We start from the raw sequence: 16,742 nt of genomic DNA, 5'->3' as shown, positions 1-16,742 counted from the left end.
ACCGCGCCAGTGTGTTCGCATCCTGTTACCCCCACGAAGAAGGAGGGTTTCCAACATGACCGAGATTTCCACGCTTGCCGTCGTACGCTGCCTCGGCGGCTTTTCACTGGACTTGGGGGGACTCCCGGTCAGACGCTGGCGGGCCGGCAAAGCGCGCACACTGTTCCTTTACCTCCTCATCAACCGGGGCCGCACGGTCGACCGCGACGAACTGCACGCCGCGCTGTGGCCCGACCGCACCCGGTCGGCGGGCTCCAGTTCCCTCAAGGTCGCCAAGCACGCGGTGCACCAGATACTCAGCGGGCAGCAGGCCGCGGAGGAGCAGCCGGCCGCGGAGATCGTCTGCAGCGAGTACGGGTACTCCCTCAAACTCCACGACGCCTGGCTGGACTTCGAGGAACTGGAGCGGCTGTGCAACGAAGGGCACCGGGCGGCGGCCCGAAGTGATCCGCGCGCGGCCGCGGAGTACTACCGCAGCGCGCTGGATCTCCACACCGGGGACTTCCTGCCCGGTGAGACCGCCGACTGGGCCAGGGAGCAGCGGGACTGGGTGCGGTCCCTCGCGCTGGGAGCGGCGGACTTCCTCCTCCAGGAGGCACTGGACCGGGGCGAGCTGCCGAAGGTCATCGACATGTGCCGCCGCGCGCTGGACATCGACCCGTACCAGGAGGACGTCTACCGGACCCTGATCCAAGTGCACGGCGATCTGGGCCAGTTAGCGCAGGCCAGGTCCTGGTACAAGCTGTGCCGGGCCCGGATGTCGGACGGTCTGGACATCGATGTCAGCCCTGACACCCAGCGGCTCCTGGACCGGGTTCTGCGCACCCAGGACGCGCCCGCCCGCACTGCGGACCAGACCTCCGGCCCAGGCGTAACCAATGCATAACCAATGCATAACCCACGCATAACCAGCGCATAACCAGCGCATAACCGCCCTGTCTAGACTCCGAAAACCGCGACCGGTCAAGGAGATTGGTGTAACCGTGCTGGAGACGAACCAGGGTTCCGTTCTTTCGGTGGAGAATCCCGGTGTTGGTGCCCCAGCCGATGCCGGGCCCCTGATCGTCGGCATCGGGGGCACCGTGCGCTCCGGTTCCTCGACGGAACGGGCGGTCCGGGCGGTACTCGCGGCCTCCGCGGCGGCGGGGGCCCGGACCCTGCTGCTGGGTGCCGAGGAACTTCAACTGCCGCTCTACGCCCCGGGGGAGTCACTGCGCACCCCGGCGGCCCGGCGGCTGGTCGAGGCCGTCGCCCTCGCCGACGGCCTGGTGATCGGCACGCCCGCGTACCACGGGGGCGTTTCCGGTCTGGTGAAGAACGCCCTCGACTACCTGGAGGACCTGCGTGAGGACGCGCGTCCCTATCTGCACGGCCGCGCCGTCGGCTGTGTCGTCACCGCACGCGGGACGCAGGCTGCTTCGACGCTGGCGGGGCTGCGCTCCGTCGTGCACGCCCTGAGGGGCTGGCCCACTCCCCTGGGCGTGGCCATCAACACGGAGAGCGTCACCCTGGCGTCCGACGACAGCGCCGGCGGCAGCACCGGCGACCCGCATCTCACCGCGCAACTGGCCACCGTCGGACGGCAAGTGGTCGAGTTCGCCCGGATGCGCACGCCGGCCGGCTGAGCGTCCGGGGGCCTACCTCCGACCGCTGCCGCCCCCGTACGTCCGCCGTCACGATCCCCGCCCACCCCTTTGGTTCCGGCTGCCCTGACACCGGATCCTTCGCATCCGCATTCCCACGTCCGACCGTGATTCCGAATGGAGCGCGCCATGGAAGACACCGCGAAGTCCACCGCGAAGTCCACAGAGCCGGAGGAGACCGCCGAGGCTCTCGCCCTCGAAGCGGAAGCCCCCGAGGTGCAGGCCCCCGAGGTGGAAACCGCCGGGACGGAAACCCCCCAGGCGGAAACCCCCCAGGCGGAGACCGCCGGGACGGAATCCGCCGAGGGCACCGAACTGGACGCGCTGGACGAGCTGGACGACGTCGACTTCGACCTCGACGAGGTCGAGAACAAGATCGCGCCGCTCGCCCTCGCCACCACCGAGCCCTCGCGATGGTGACGCGGGCGGCCGAGGTGAGCCGCGTATCCACCGACTCCGTCCTGGTCGACGTGAACACCGGCCCGGCCGCCTCGTACACGGGGCTGCGGGCGGGCATCGACGCCCTGCGTGCCGAGGGCGCCGACTTCACCGGCCTCGCGGCCGGGCACCCGTCCGAATGGGCGGAGCTCTTTCCCGCCGAGACCGCGCCCGGCACCGCGCCGCTGGAGGAGATCGCGCTCGCGCCCTCCGAGCGGCGGCTGCACCGGGAGAGCGAGCAGGTCTACCGCGTGCTGACGGTGGCCGCGACCGCCCTCTGCACGGGCACCGCGCAGTTGGGCAGGCCCCTGCTGCTCAGCGGGATGGGCGGCACCGACCTGTCCTCGCTGCGCGGTTTCATGCGGGCCTTCGAGCACGCGCAGCTCGTCGAGGGCGCCGAACTGCTGCTGGACGCACCGACGTCCGTGCGCGAGCCGGTCGGCCGGTACGCCGACTACCGCGGGGAGCGGGTGCGCTGTCTGCGCCGCATGGGGCTGCGGGTCACCGAGGGCGACCTGGCCGTGGACCTGGGTACGGCTCCCGACGCCGGATTCGAGCCGGTGTCCGAGGAGGGCGAACTCTTCCTGCGGGCAAGGGACTCCGAGGGCTCCGCCGTGGACCGGGTGGCCGCCGCGCTGGCCTACTGCCGCCGGGCGTTCTTCTCCACGAACTGGGAGGGCATGGCGGTCGTCGCCGACGAGGCGATCGGGCTGCTCGCCGGCATCCCCGAGTCGGGCATACCCGGGCTGCTCGCCGAGGCGGAGCGCGAGGAGGAGCTCGTCCACGCCATCGAGTTCGAGACGGCGATCCTGCGCGGCACCGCCGACGTACGCGGTTTCCTGCTCAAGGTGCTCGGCATCCAGGCGGGCTTCCGCGGGGACCAGGACACGGCCCTCGCCTGCTTCCGGGCCATCCGGGAGGACGCCGCCGGCCTCTCCCCGGAGCTGCGTGCCCAGTCGCACCTGTACTCCGCGCTCACCCTGTCCAAGCGCAAGAACCGGCTGGCGGAGGCCGTCGCCGAGGTGGAGCAGGGCTTCGAGGTCGTCGGGGAACGTCCGGGCGAGGCCGAGAGCGTACGCCGCGAGCGCGGCTGGCTGCACAACCTGCGCGGGCTGACCCTGTTCGCGGAGCGGCGCCTCGGGGCGGCCTTCGAGCACGAGAAGCAGGCGCTGGCCTGCATGGCGGGTCTGACCGACGCCAGTGCCGCGCATCTGCGGATCAACCTGTACTCGAACATCAGCGTGCTCCAGGAGAAGGCGGGCAAGCACGCCTCGGCCCTGGCGACCTGGGAGAAGTTCAAGCAGGCCGCCGGCTCGTCGAACGCGGGCTTCCGCAAGCACCACGCGTACCGCAGCGCCGGGCTGCGGCTGCTCGTCGGCGAGCGGGACGCCGCCCTGGCGGACCTGGACACCACGCTGGAGAACGCGGCCGAGCTCGGTGACCGCTTCCACGAGACCGAGGTGCGTCTCGAACTGGGCATGCTGCACGCCTCCGGCGGTGACGCGAGGACGGGCGCCGAGCAGTACGAGCGTGCCGAGTCCGCGGCGCGGCTGCTGGGCGACCCGTACCGCATCGCGCTGGCCCAGGCGGGTCGGGTGATGACGACCGGCTCCGTGGCCGCGGCCGGGTCGGTGGCGGCCATGGCGCCGCTGAGCCTCACCCGTCCCGGTGCGGCGGACGCCCTCGCCAAGGCCGTCGCCGACGGCGGTGACCTGCAAGGGCTGCTGCCCAAGCCGCGGACCAAGCTCAACCGCCCGTTCGACCTGATCAACTTTCAGGACTGAGGCCATGACCGACCATGCGACCCAGGGGGAGACGGGACAGCGGGCCAGGTGGCAGCTCTACGATCGGCTGCTGCTGCGGCGGGCGGGCTTCGGCATCGGCCTGCTGACCGCTCTCGGTGACGGACCGGCGGGTGCCGCGGCCGCGGAGTACCGGGAGGTGGTGGCGCGGTTCGAGCGGAGCCGCGCCCGGCTCCAGGAGGCGATCGCCAAGTCCGTCACCGGCGCCGACCGCGAGCGGGACCGGGCCGGACTGCGCGAACTGTCGAAGCTGCGCGGCCGGGTGGGCCGCCGGCTGCCGGTGGAGCCCGACCCGCGCGGCGGCGACGTGGCATCGGCGGTCGACGGCTACCGCGCGGCGCACTCCGCTCAGCAGCAGGCGGGCGAGCGGCTGACCGCCGCGCTGGGTGAGGAGGTGCTGCGGCGGCCGGAGCGGGTCCGCGACCTGCTCCGCGACGAGCGGGTGTGCGACGCCCTGCTCCAGCTGTCGCCGTCCTTCCACACCGAGGCGGTGCGCTGGGTCGACGGCTGGCAGCAGCAGGACAGCGCGACGGGCCGCAACCGCGCCAAGGACCGGTCCTTCTACCGCCGGGTCTACCTGTACGGCCAGCGGCTCGGCGCGAAGAACGAGACGACCAGCTTCTTCGGTCCGCTGGTGCACGGCCGGGTCGACCGTGGGGCCCAGGGCACCGTCCTCGGCCCCGAGACGGCCTGCGGCTACCACGTCCTGGAGGCGCAGACCGCGTTCTGGGCGGTGTGCGAGCTGGCCAAGCTCATCGGTACGGACCCGCAGGTGCGGGACCGCCCGCCCGTGGCCTGGATGCCGTCCTGCCGCAGGACACCGGGCAGGACACCGGGCAGGACACCGAGCGGGACACCGGGCGGGACACCGGGGTCGGGCGAGGTGCCGGGGACGGCGTCGGGGACGATCCAGTCCGCCGACGGCCGCCGGATCACCCTGTCCGGGGTGCGGTGGCAGCTCGCCGAGGCCGTCGACGGGCGGCGTTCCCCCGTCGAACTGGCGGCGCTGGCGGGGCTCGACCTCGCGGAGACGCGCCGGGTCCTGGACCGGCTGCGGCAGGCCGGGGCCGTCCGGCTCTGGCCCGAGCCGCCGTCCACGGCGGCGCGGCCGCTGGACTGGCTGGTCTCCTGGGCCGACCGCTACGCGGAGGGCACCGCCTGGCCGGTGCGGCTGCGGGAACTGCGCGACCTGGGCGACGCCTACGCGGCGGCCGACGGCCACCGCGCCCGGGCGGCCGCGCTGGAGCGCGTCGAGGAGTGCTTCACCCGGCTCACCGAAGTCGACGCACGTCGCGCCGGCGGCCGGATGTACGCGGACCGGCTGGTGGTGTCCCTGGACGCCAAGGGCGACCAGAGCCCGGTGGTGGTCGGTGGCGACGTGGCCGGGCGCTGGGAGTCCGAGCTCAGCCCGGTGCTGGACGTGGCCGCCCGCTACGGCGAGCTCCAGCAGCACGCGGCGGCCGAGCTGTGCGCGGGGATCCTGCGCGAGGCGGGCGGCGGCGCCATGCCGTACGACGAGCTGATCCGCCGGATGCGCGCCTCGGTCGAGGCGGGCGGTCTGGACCGGCTCGCCGGGCCACTGATCGGGTTCAAGCGGGACTACGCGGCACTGGTGGAATCCGCCGTGCGGGGCCAGGAGGCCCGGCTCTCCCCCGCCGAGCTCGCGGGGTTCGCGCCCGAGCCCGGCCGGCCCCGTTTCGTCAGCCCTGACCTGATGCTGGAGAGCCGGGAGGACGGCGGCGGACTGCTGGTGCTGGGCGAGCTGCACCCGTACGTCTTCGCCTGGGGTTCACAGGGGCTGTTCAGCGACGAACAGGACCGGATGCTGGGCGACTTCGCGGCGGGTCTCGAACCGTGGGGCGGCCCCGAGCGGCTGGCCACGGTGATCCGCCGCAGGCGCCACAAGGGCCTGGTGGCCGACTGGTTCCCGGGCCGCTTCATCGAGATCACCTCGGTGGCCACCGACGACCGGGAGCGGACCGTGCCGCTGACCGATCTGAGCGTCGTCCTGGTGGACGGCACGCCCCGGCTGCGCACCCCGGACGGGGAACTGACCCTGTACGCCGGCGAGGACGACCACGTGCACCTGCGGGCCTTCGCCGCACCCGGAGTGGGGCTGCCGCTGGTGCGGATCGGGGACTTCGCGCCGAGGATCGTGGTCGGGGACCTGCTCGTGCAGCGGGCGCGCTGGTGGTTCGACCGGGCCGACCTCGGGGTCGACGCGGCGCGCGACCCCGCCGCCGCCTTCCTCGCCGTCCAGTCGCTGCGGGCCCGGCACGGAGTGCCCCGGTTCTGCTTCGCCTCCCTCGCGCACGAGCCGAAACCGGTCGGAATCGACCTGGACAGTCCGCTGGCCGTCGACGCCCTGGTGGCGATGGTGCTGGCCGGTGACAGCGCGACGGTGTCGCTGGCCGAGATGAGGCCTGCGCCGGACGCGCTGTGGCTGCGCCACGGCGGGGCCCCCGTGACCTCGGAGTTCCGGATCGCCATGAAGAGGGCATCGTCATGACCCACCGATCCCACCGATCCGACCGATCCCACCGGTCCGACCGATCCGACCTGTCCGACCGATCCGACCTGTCGCCGCAGGAGTCGGCGCCGGCGCCGCGGCGGCACGGCTGGGAGCTGCTGCCCACGGTCGTCCTGCGCAGCGCCGGGTTCCCCTGGCAGATGGTCGAGCGACTGGCCTGCGAACGGACCCGTCTGCTCATCGAGGAGCTGTTCGCCCTGGAGGCCCGGTCGGGCGACGTGGCGTCACGGCTGCACCCGGCGGGGCGGCTGTCCCGGGGCCAGCAGGCGAAGTTGCGCGGTCTGCGGCCGCTGCCCGCGTCGGACAACCTGCCCGCCGACTGGCTGGCCGAGTGGAACGCCGCGGCGGAGCGGGTGAGCGCGGTGCGGGAGCGGCTCGCCGCCACCGTCGAGGCCGACACGGCGGCGGTCGACGAGGCGCTCGCCGCCGTCCGCACCGATCCGCGGGTCAACGACGCCATCGTCTGCTCATCGCCCGCCGTCCACCGCGATCTCGCACGGGGTGCGACCGGCGGCCGGATCCGGCGCCAACTCGCCTCCTACGCACAGCGGCTGGCGTCCAAGAGCGAGACGATGAGCTTCTTCGGGCCCATCAACTACGGCAGGCTCAGCCCTGGCTCCGACGCCGCCACGGCGCTGGACTGGGAGGGCCACACGGCGATCCGGGTCCGCCAGGCGCACACCGCGGCCCGGGTCAACGACGCCGTGCAGGACCTGCTGCTGGGCGACCCGGCGCTGGCCGAGCGGCTGGCACCGGTGCGCAAGACGATGACGGGGCCGCCCCGCGGTACGGGCGTCGGCGCGGCGCTGCTGCGGGAGGCCGACGGCGTACGGACGGTGGCCGGGATCGCGTCCGGGTGCGGCGCCGGTGCCCTGGAGGCGGTGGAGGCGTTCGCGGCCGCCGTGGCGAAGGGGACGCTGACGCACACCCTGTGTCCGCCGGCGACCGTGGTCGACCCGCTGCGCTGGACCCTGGAGCGCATCGACGCCTCGGACACCGAGACGGCCGCCCGCGCGGCCGGGGTGCGGGCCCTGCTGGTGAAGGTGCTCGAACTGCTCGACGGCTACCCGTCGGCGCCGCCCGAGCGGAAACTGACCGTCCAGGCCGAACTGGAGTCGCTGCTGCCCGTCACCGACCGCTCGGCGGAACGCGGACGCTTCTACAACGACCGGGTCATCATCCACGAGGCCGCCGTCGGCACGGCCGGGCTGGAGGTCCGTGGACCGCTGGCCCGCGACATGTGCGACGCCGTCGCGCCGGTGCTCGACCTGCTCGCCCACGAGGCCGAGGCGACCCGCGTACGCACCAACCGGGCGGTCGCGGCCCGGCTCGGAGCGGGAAGGATCCCGCTGCTGCGGGCGCTGCGGGAGTGCGCGGACCTCGCCATCGAGCCGGGTGGAGAGCTCGGCGCCGAGCTGAGCCGGGTGGTCGAGGCCGAAGGCGCGGACCGGGCCGAACTCGACGTGGCGGGGCTGCTCGCCGCACCGCCACCGCCTGCCGCCCCGGTGCTGTGCTCCATCGACGTCCTGATCGCGGCGCCCGACCTGGCCGGGTACGAGCCGGGGGTGACCCCGCTCGTGCTCGGCGACATCCACGACGCGGCGCTGCTCACCCCGTGGGCGCTGCAGTTCCATCCGGACGCCGCGGCGCTGCTCGCCGAGCGGGACGCCGGGGTGCGCAGGGCCCTGGGCGACCAGCTGGCCGTCAACGTGATCTCCCGTCGTACGACCGGGCTGCCGCCGCTGGAGTTCCCCGGTGTGGTGCTCGAACTGGGCGGCAGGGCCGGCGCGGACCGGGAGCGGATCGGCCTGGACCAGCTGTGGCTGGAGAGCGACGGCGAACGGGTCGTCCTGCGCGGCGAAACCCACCCCGGCCGGAGCCTGCTGTTCCACAACGGCGAGCTCGACACCGCCGTGCACACCGCGCTGGCACTGCCCCGGATCCGCCGCCCGGTGCTGCCGGACCTGCCGCACGTGCCGCGGCTGCGCTGGGGCAACGTGGTGTTCTCGCGGCGCCGCTGGGCGCTGCCGAGCGCGGCGCTGCTGGAGGCGCACGGCAGCCGGCAGGAGGCCGAGCGGCTGCTCGCCTCGGCCCGGCTGCTCCGGGAACGGGGCCTGCCCGACCGCTTCTTCGCGAAGTCACCGGCCGAACGCAAACCGGTGTACGTGGACACCGCGAGCCCCGAACTCCTCAAGGGCATGGCCCGGCTGGCGGGCACGGCGGAACAGCTCCTGCTGTCCGAGACGCTGCCCGCACCCGAGGACGCCTGGCTGCGGGACGGGGAGTTGCGCTTCGCCTCCGAGCTGCGCTGTGTGTATCTGCGGGGCGGTGGTGAGCGGTGACGCGCCGGGTGGTGCTCCCTCCCCTGTTCGATCCGAGTCTGGAACCGGAACTCGGGCCGGACGACGAACTGATCGACGTGAACGCGCACTTCGTCGCACGCCTCGCGGGCACCGGGGCACTCGCCGCGCTGGCCGACGACTACGCCCTCGGCAGGCGCGGCGGGAGCGACCCCGCGGAGGACCGGACCAGGGCGCTGTTCGCGCGGGCCGCCGCACGGGTCACCGCGCTGGTCACCGCGCGGGGCAGCCATGGCGCGGGCCGGCTGCGCGCCATGGGCATGGCGCTGCGGCTGGCGGGCGAGGCCGATCCGGCCCTGCGGCTGGCCGCGGACGACGTGGAACTCGTCGACGGCACCACCGAGTGCGGCGCCGATGTGGTGCTGGCCGCGCAGCGGACCGAGTTGCTGGGGCCCGAGGCGCGGTGGACGCGCGCGGCGGCCCCGGACGGGCGGGTGCACCTGGTGATCGAGACCGACCAGCAACTCCCTGCGGCCGCGGTGCTCCTGGAGGCGCTCGGCCCCGGAAGGGTCGTGCTGTGCGGGCGTTTCGCCACCGCGCACCGGGAGGCGCTGCGCGCGCTCGCCCCGTTCTCGGCGGCGGCGGGCTTCGACGACTGGGCTCCGGCCTGGCGGCTGGGCAAGGAGTGGTCGGGGGACGACACGCCGGTCCGCTGGGTCCGCCGCGCGGCCGACTGGCAGGCCGGCGCCCCCTGGGCGGGCTGGCTGACCCCGGACGAGGCGGCGGCGCTGCCCGCCGGGGCGTGGCGCGAGTGCCGGGGCGCGGCGCTGACCGTGGCACGGCTGGCGTCCTGGGCCGAGGTGACGGGGGCGGACGGCAGCCGTACCGATCTGCGGGCCGTCCTGGACGCTGCGGACGCGGTGGACGGGGCCCTGCTCCGGGTCGAACTGCTCGTCGGGGCGCCCGGGGTGGGTGCCGAGGAGACCGGCGCCGCGGCGCGGAGCCTGCTGTCCGGGCCGGGACCCCGGCTCGCGGGGCTCAGCCCGTTCCGACTGCCGACGGCCGGTGGCGGTGCGGCACCGCAGGCCTGGGACGGCGTGCCGCTGATCCGGCACCCGGCCCCGGGGCACGATCTGCCCCGCTGGGACCGGTTCAGCGGGCCCGGGACGCTCGACGAAGCGGCGCGCGCCGCGGCGATCGGCGCACTCAACGCCGAACTCGGTGCCGTGGCCGATCTGTTCCCCGGCCGGTTCGCCTGCTGCGTGCTCGCCGCACCGGACGGGACCGCGGTGTGGGAGCCGTCGGCCGCCGTCGTGGCCGGGGAGGGGCCCGGCCCGGACGGCCAGGGCCCGGGTTCGTTCGTGGTGAACCTGCGGACGGGCAGCGCGTTCCGGCTGCATCCGAAGCTGACGCCGGTCGTGGAGCGGCTCTCGTCCGGCGACACCGCCGTCCTGGACCGGATCAGCGACGGTGCCCGAAGGAAACTGACCGACCGGCTGGTCCAGGCCGGTGTGATGCGGAGGAGCCAGTGAGCCGACAGTGGCGCATCGGGCGGGAGTTCATCCTGCGCCATGCGGGAATGCCGTTCGACTGGCTGGAGGAGCTGGGCGCGCCCCACTCCCTGCTGGAACTCGCGGACGAGCTGCTCGACCGCGAGCGGACCGTCCTGGAGCTGGTGGAGGCGCAGTTCAGCGGGCCCCGCGCCGAGTCGCTGCGCTCCGACGTGCTGCGCGGACGGGCGCGGCAGCTGCCGGCGTCCGGCGGGGCGCAGTGGAGCCGGGCGGTGAGCGCCTGGGCCGACGCCTGGGAACGCTACGCGCTCGCCTGCCGGCAGGCCGACGACGAGGCCGGCAAGCGGCTGCGGGACCTGCTGGCGGATCCGGGGGTCTCCGAGGCCGTGTTCCTGTCCAACCCGGACGCGTACCGCAACATGCTGCTCCCGCTGCTGGCGTACGAAGGTCCGCTGACCTCGCGCTGGCGCCGGGTGCGCCGGCAGATGTTCACGTACGTGCAGCGGTTCTGCGCGAAGAACGAGACGGTGAGCTTCTTCGGGCCCATGGCGTACGGCACGGTGGGCGAGGGTGAGGGCGCCGTACTGCGCGACGACGTGCCCCGCGTCCGCCGGGTGTTCTTCTCGCACTGGGCGGCGCGTGCGCTGGCCACGGCGATCGCCCGGGACCCCAAGATCCTTCCGCATCTCGCGTTCCACTCCACCGGACGTGGTGACGCGGCGCGGGAGCCGCTGCTGCCGCTCGTGGCCCCGGACGGAACGGTGTTCCGCGACGTGGTGCGCGCCGCCGGGCAGCCGGCCCGCGACGTGGCCAGGACGCTGATGCGGCTGGTGGCCGAGGAGGCCGTCACCATCGGCCTCGGCGGCGGCGACTACGACCTGGAGCCCCTCGCGACCCTGCGGGACCAGCTCTCCGCGCTGCCCGCCTCGCCGGCCCGCGAGCTGTGGCTCGACCGGACAGCCGAACTCTCCTCCCTCATCGGCGAGTTGGCGGAGGTGCCGCTGGAGCGCAAGGCGGCCGCCGTCGCCGCCCTGGAGGAGCGGTTCACCAAGTTCACGGGCAGGCCGGCCAGGCGGGGCGCTGGTGCGGCGTACGCCGACCGCGCCGTGTTCTTCGAGGAGTGCGCGTCGCCCTTCGCGCTGACCCTCGGAGCCGGGCTGGTCGGCGACTGGGAGCGGCAGCTCGCCCCCGTGATGGAGGTGTGTGCCGCGCACGGGCAAGCCGCCCAGCGCGCGGCGGCGGCCGCGGTGCGCGACGCCTTCACGGACGGCACCGCGGGAGGGGCGGGCGCCGAAGGCCGCGACGGATCCGGGCCACCGGCGGCCACGGAGTTGGACCTCCTCACGTACGCGACCCGAGCGGCCGCGAGCCGGTCCGACTCGACCAGCACCTTCCAGGCAGCCCACGCACCCGTCTACCCCGGCGCCGACTGGCGGGCCGAGGTCGAGCGGCTGACCGAGGAGGCCGGGGCGCTGGACGGCGACCGGTACGCGGTCATCGACCTGTGCCCCGCGGCGCCGGACGCCTCCGGGCTCGGCGCCGCCGCCCCGCTCGTCCTCTCCCGCGCCCACCACCACCTGCTGGTGCGCAGTTGGCTGGGCACGATGCACCCGGATCCGGACCGGCTCGGCGCGGACGCCGCCGCCTGGACGGCGGCGCAGGACGGCGCGGTCGTCGGCCTCGACTTCGGGCGCCGCAACAAGGGCTACTACCGCTTCCCCGGCCGTGAGGTCGCGATGCGCCCGCTGACCTGGACCGACCACGATCAGCCGGAGCTGCTGAAGCCGGAGGACCTCACTGTCCGCATCGGGCCGCACGACGTCACCCTGCACGATCCGGACGGCAAGGCGGTCAGCGCGTACGTCCCGCTGAGCGACTTCGTCAAGTACGCCCCGATCGCCGCCCTCTCGCATCCGCAGGTGCTCCACCCCACCTTCACCACCGAGGACGCGCAGCCCGAAGTGGCCCTGGGGTCGGTCGTCCTGCAGCGGTCCCGGTGGCAGGTGCCCACCGCGGCGCTCGCGGCACCGGAACCCGAAGCGCGGTTCCTCGCGCTGCGCAGGCTGGCCCGGGAGACCGGAACGCGGTTCGTCTTCTGCCGCAGCGCCCATGAGCGCAAGCCGTACCTGATCGACCTGGCCTCACCGCTCGCGGCCGACCTGGTCAGCCATGTGGCGCGCGGCGCCGAGCAGTTGGGCGTGGAGCGGATGGCGCCGGGGCCGGACGAGCTGTGGCTGCGCGACGGCGAGGGCCGGCGCTACACCAGCGAGCTGCGGATGCAGATCATCGGCAGCAGCGGCAGCAGGAACAGCGACGGGAGCAGCACGCGATGACGCACACCACGCTCTTCGCCGAGCACTCGCTGCGGATGCGGGCCGACGTGCTCCCGGACGGCGCCGGCTCCACCGAGCGGACCTCGGTGCGCGGAATGAGCGTCGAACGGCACCTCGACCGGGGCGTCACCGAGCACCGCTTCGCCGACGGCGACGACCTGCTGGCCTCGGGCGCCGCCGGAGCGGGCCCGGAGGCCGCCGACGCGCTGCGCGAGGTGCAGGAACGGCCGCTGTTCGAACTGACCCCCGAGCTGCGCGCCGAGCTCGCCGGGATCGCCGCCGAGACCGGCGCGGAGCTGACCCTGGGTGTGGCCCAGCAGCACGTCGCCGCCGGCAGCGCGGACCGCGTCGCCACCACGGAGCGGATCGTCACGACCCTGGAGACCAGGCTGACCGGCGACGACGGCACCGTCCACTCCCGGTCGCTGCTGTGCGCCCCCGCGGGCTCCGCCCCGGACGGGCTGAGGGACGCGGCCGTGCGGACGGCCGACGCGGTGCGCGAACGCCTCGCACTGCCGCTCGCCACCGAACTCCCGGACGGCGCCGACCTCGTGCTGCTGCCCGGTCTCGCCGGGGCGTTCTTCCACGAGATCGTCGGGCACCCGATGGAAGCCGACGTGGTCGCGTCCGGAACGAGCTACCTCGGGGCACGCGCCGGGCGGCGGGTCGCACCCGCGTGGCTGTCGGTGGTCGACGGCGGTGCGCACGACGGGCCGGGCTACCGCAGTCCGTTCGACGACGAGGGCACCCCGTGCCGCGCCCTGCGGCTGATCGACCGGGGCACGGTGGGGCGGCCGATGACCGACCGGGCGCTCGCCGCCCTGCTCGGCGGCGGCCCCGGCACGGGCCACGGGCGCAAACAGAGCTACCGGCATCCGGCGATCCCCCGGATGACCCACACCGTGGCCCTGATCGAGCCCGCGGCCGAGCCGGAGCCGCCCTCGGGCGACTGGATCGCCCCGTACGGGCTGCGGCTGGACATGATGAACATCGCCTCGGGCGCCTTCGTCTTCCACGCCCCGTTCTCCCTGCTGCACCGCGCCGACGGCAGCACCGCCCGGCTGGGCCCGCTGACGGTGACCGGTGACGGAGCGCGGGTGCTCGCGGGCCTGCGGCCCTACGAGCACCGGGTCGCCGCCTACCTGCGGGCCACCGGAGGCTGCGGGAAGCTGGGGCAGTACCCGGTGCCGGTGTCGTTCGCCAACGCCGGATTCCGGCTGCCGGCCGGACTCGTCGGGCTGCGGGCGGTGGCCCGTGGCTGAGACCAGGACACGTGCCTCCGGAATCGTCACGCCCACCCGCGGCGCGGCGCGGCTGACCGTCTCGCTCGACACCCTGCGCCTCGAACGGGACGCGAAGGGCCGGGTCACCGGCTCCCGCCGGGTCGCCGGGTCGCCGGACCAGGACGCGGGCAAGGAGACCGGGCTGCTGCTCACCGAGGCGGCCGAACGGACGGCGTCGGCCGTCGCCGGACTCCAGAGCGCGGTGGCGCAGGTCCACGAGTGGCGTGACGGCGACGGCCTGCCGGTGTCGAGGCGGGCCGAGCTGCTGGCCCGCGTCGAGACCCCCGGCGGTCCGGTGCTGCTCGGCACCAGCGGCCAGGGGGATCCGGCCGGGCTCGTGGAGGCGCTGCCCTGGGGCGAACTCGGGGCGCTCTCGGAGCCGTTCGTGCCGGCCGACCCGCCGGACGACTGGCGCGAGCGGCCACTGCTGCTGCGGCCCTCCGCGGCGGCGGTGCTGGTGGCCGGTGCGGCCTTCTCGCTGACCTCGCGCGGGGGTCGCGCGACCGCTGCCCGGCTGGCGGGGCGGCGCATACTGCCGCAGCTGACCCTGACCGATCTGCCGTCGGCGCCGCCCGAGTCGGGGCTGGACGACCGGGGCGACCCGGCGGCGGCCACCGTCCTGGTCGACGGCGGCCGGATCTGCCCGCCGCCCCCGCTCGCCGAGGGCATCGCGCTCGGCCGGGCCGTGTGGGACCACGACACCGGCGGGTTCGGCCCGCCGCCGCTGGCCCGGCTCGAACTCGGCGGGCCCCGGGCCGAGGTGCCCCCGGACGCGGTGGAACTCGTCTGGTGCGTGGAGGGCCTCCAGCGTTACCACGGCGACGGCACCGTCCGGCTCCAGTGCCTGGCCAGGGTCGCGGACCGGCCCGGCGGCTGGTTCCGCCTCGCCCTACGGGGCAAGCCCGTCCACCTGCTGCGCCAGGCCCGCGGCCTGGCCGGCCCGCCCATGGCTGTCCACAGCGACAGCGACGTGACCACCCGCTCGCTGGTACTCGCCGGCGCGGCCGAAATGGAAGGTGCAGGACATGCCGTCGTCACCGTCATCACCCCCTGACTTCACGCTCATCGGCGGAGGGATCGTCGGCGCCTGCCTCGCCGAGGAGTTGAGCGACAGCGGGGCGTCGGTCCGGGTGCTCGACTCCGGTGCCGAACCCGGGCACGCGACCAACCGCGCGGCGGGGGTGGCGGTTCCCTCGCTGCGCTACCTCACCGACCGGGAGTTCTACGACTGGCTGCGGACCGCCAAGCGGGACCTGGACGCCGACGTCGCCCGGCTGGAGCCGGAGTACGGCGCGTTCAGCGTGGCCAGGCCCATCCTGCGCGCCCTGCGCGAGACGGACGTGGAGGCCCACGGCGACGTGCTGAGCGGGCTCGGCGTCGGCGACTGGGTGGAGGGCGGCGCCCTCGCGCAGGCCGCGCCCGGGCTCAAGCTGCCGACCAGCAGGCGCTACCTCCTCGACCCGGACGGGCTGATGATCGACGGCCGCCGCTACCTGGACGCCGTACGGCGCCGGTGCCTGGCCCGGGGCGTCGACTGGCGGCAGGGCGTCACGGTCCGGGAGGTGCGCGAGGAGGGCGCGGCCGTCTCGGTGGTGACCTCCGACGGGACGCTCCGCGCGGACCGGGTGGTGATCACGGCCGGTGCCTGGAGTTCGGGCAAGGGCCTGGCCGAGGCGACCGGAGTCCGGCCGCAGCGCGGGCAGATGGCGGTGCTGCGGACCGACGAGGAGCTGAACTGCATCCTGTCCTCCGCCTACTACCTCGCGCCCGGGGTCGGTGACGACGTGATCGTCGGTGCGACGGAGGAGGACACGGGGTTCGCCGAGCACGTGACCACCCAGGGCATCGCGCACCTGCTGCGGTTCGCCACGACCGTCATGCCGGGGCTCGCGGACTCGGTGCCCGTGGAGCTCCGTGCCGGACTGCGCCCGGTGTCCGGCACCGGACGGCCGCTGGCGGGCGCGCTGCCCGGCCACGAGCGGATCTTCCTGTCGGCCGGCCACGCCGGGCACGGGCTGCTCTCGGCGCGCGCCACCGGCAAGGGCATGGCCGCCGGCCTGGTCGGCGACGACTGGGAGGCCCTGCCGTACAGCATGTGCCCCTCGCACGCCCTGGACGGTGCCTCCTGATGCGCATCGACCACGTGATCCTCGGCGCGCGGACCATCGAGCCGCTGCGCGAACTGCTGTGGGACCAGTACGGGTTCGGCATCACCGACGGCAGTCCCAACCCGGACGGCACGGCGAGCTGGGTGGTGCCCTTCGACACGCCCGACGTGCAGTACCTGGAACTGCTCGTCACCCACGACGAACGGCGGCTGGCGGGCGAGGACTTCGGCCGGCTGTTCCTGGAACGGACCGCGGACGGGCCGGACTTCCTCAACTGGGCGGCACTGACCGACGACATCGAGTCCACCGCGCGCGAGGTGGAGACGGTCACCGGAGCGGATCCGGACCTCTTCCGCGGCGAGTCGGTCCGGGCCGACGGCCTGAGCGTGCCGTGGGCGGAGGCGGCGTTCGACCTGTCGTGGCGCAGCCGGGTACTGCCGTTCTTCCTGAGCTACGGCGACCCGCAGGCGCGCGCGGCACGGGTGCCGGGCGATCTCGAGGCGGCCGGGCACCGGGTGTGCCCGACGTCGCTGCGGCTCCTGGAGACAGGCCCGGCGCCGGAGCGGGACTGGGCGGACCGGTGGCCCGGACTCGCCGCGCTCGACGTCCTCGTCGACCCCGCGGCGGGCCCCCGCATCTCGGCGGTGCACATCGACACCGCCGAGGGCGAGACGGTGGTGCGGCTTCCGTGACCCCCGCACGCCCCGCACCCGCGGGGGCACCGGCTGATCGCCGAGGCGCTGGAGCCGGTCCGGGTCCGTCAGGCCCCGGGAGCCGGGGACTGACCAAGGGGC

12 protein-coding genes are annotated in these 16,742 nt (G+C 74.6%); all 12 read left to right on the top strand.

Annotation, left to right across the window (positions count from 1 at the left end; genetic code table 11):
* The first annotated feature begins 55 nt into the window (after positions 1-55).
* The 12 genes from AB0O82_RS27880 to AB0O82_RS27825 all read left to right on the top strand — a co-directional run bounded on the left by AB0O82_RS27880 (position 56) and on the right by AB0O82_RS27825 (position 16,640).
* Complete coding sequence (locus tag AB0O82_RS27880; protein ID WP_363586677.1) at positions 56-886, top strand: BTAD domain-containing putative transcriptional regulator; 831 nt, start codon at positions 56-58, stop codon at positions 884-886.
* A gap of 130 nt (positions 887-1,016) precedes the next feature.
* Positions 1,017-1,625: an NAD(P)H-dependent oxidoreductase gene (locus AB0O82_RS27875; protein WP_363586716.1), complete on the top strand. Its 609-nt coding sequence runs from the start codon at positions 1,017-1,019 to the stop codon at positions 1,623-1,625.
* Between the two features lie 147 nt (positions 1,626-1,772).
* On the top strand, positions 1,773-2,063 hold the full coding sequence (locus tag AB0O82_RS27870) for an ammosamide/lymphostin RiPP family protein (RefSeq protein ID WP_363586676.1): 291 nt from the start codon (positions 1,773-1,775) through the stop codon (positions 2,061-2,063).
* A 14-nt stretch (positions 2,064-2,077) separates the two neighbouring features.
* Entirely contained in the window at positions 2,078-3,865 is a 1,788-nt protein-coding gene (locus tag AB0O82_RS27865; protein WP_363586675.1) for a hypothetical protein, read from the top strand.
* A 4-nt stretch (positions 3,866-3,869) separates the two neighbouring features.
* Positions 3,870-6,392 (top strand): lantibiotic dehydratase, encoded by a 2,523-nt coding sequence (locus AB0O82_RS27860; RefSeq protein ID WP_363586674.1) that lies wholly within the window; start codon positions 3,870-3,872, stop codon positions 6,390-6,392.
* On the top strand, positions 6,389-8,755 hold the full coding sequence (locus tag AB0O82_RS27855) for a lantibiotic dehydratase (protein ID WP_363586673.1): 2,367 nt from the start codon (positions 6,389-6,391) through the stop codon (positions 8,753-8,755). The genes AB0O82_RS27860 and AB0O82_RS27855 overlap by 4 nt, the downstream gene beginning before the upstream one ends.
* An 8-nt stretch (positions 8,756-8,763) precedes the next feature.
* A complete protein-coding gene (locus AB0O82_RS27850; RefSeq protein ID WP_363586672.1) occupies positions 8,764-10,245 on the top strand; it encodes a hypothetical protein in 1,482 nt (493 codons plus the stop codon).
* A complete protein-coding gene (locus AB0O82_RS27845; protein ID WP_363586671.1) occupies positions 10,242-12,557 on the top strand; it encodes a lantibiotic dehydratase in 2,316 nt (771 codons plus the stop codon). The genes AB0O82_RS27850 and AB0O82_RS27845 overlap by 4 nt, the downstream gene beginning before the upstream one ends.
* Positions 12,554-13,819: a metallopeptidase TldD-related protein gene (locus tag AB0O82_RS27840; RefSeq protein WP_363586670.1), complete on the top strand. Its 1,266-nt coding sequence runs from the start codon at positions 12,554-12,556 to the stop codon at positions 13,817-13,819. Before AB0O82_RS27845 ends, AB0O82_RS27840 begins: the two co-directional genes overlap by 4 nt.
* Positions 13,812-14,894, top strand: coding sequence for a hypothetical protein (locus tag AB0O82_RS27835; RefSeq protein WP_363586669.1), 1,083 nt, complete (start codon positions 13,812-13,814; stop codon positions 14,892-14,894). Before AB0O82_RS27840 ends, AB0O82_RS27835 begins: the two co-directional genes overlap by 8 nt.
* Positions 14,866-15,969 carry an FAD-dependent oxidoreductase gene (locus AB0O82_RS27830; RefSeq protein WP_363586668.1) on the top strand — a complete coding sequence of 368 codons (1,104 nt, stop codon included), beginning with the start codon at positions 14,866-14,868 and terminating at the stop codon, positions 15,967-15,969. Before AB0O82_RS27835 ends, AB0O82_RS27830 begins: the two co-directional genes overlap by 29 nt.
* Positions 15,969-16,640 (top strand): VOC family protein, encoded by a 672-nt coding sequence (locus tag AB0O82_RS27825; protein ID WP_363586667.1) that lies wholly within the window; start codon positions 15,969-15,971, stop codon positions 16,638-16,640. Before AB0O82_RS27830 ends, AB0O82_RS27825 begins: the two co-directional genes overlap by 1 nt.
* Positions 16,641-16,742 lie beyond the last annotated feature (102 nt).

The sequence above is a fragment of the Kitasatospora sp. NPDC088264 genome, from assembly GCF_040685715.1.
In the GTDB taxonomy this organism is placed as follows: domain Bacteria; phylum Actinomycetota; class Actinomycetes; order Streptomycetales; family Streptomycetaceae; genus Kitasatospora.
The sequence above is the reverse complement of the archived record's forward strand: the minus strand, read 5'-3'. Positions and strand labels throughout refer to the sequence as shown.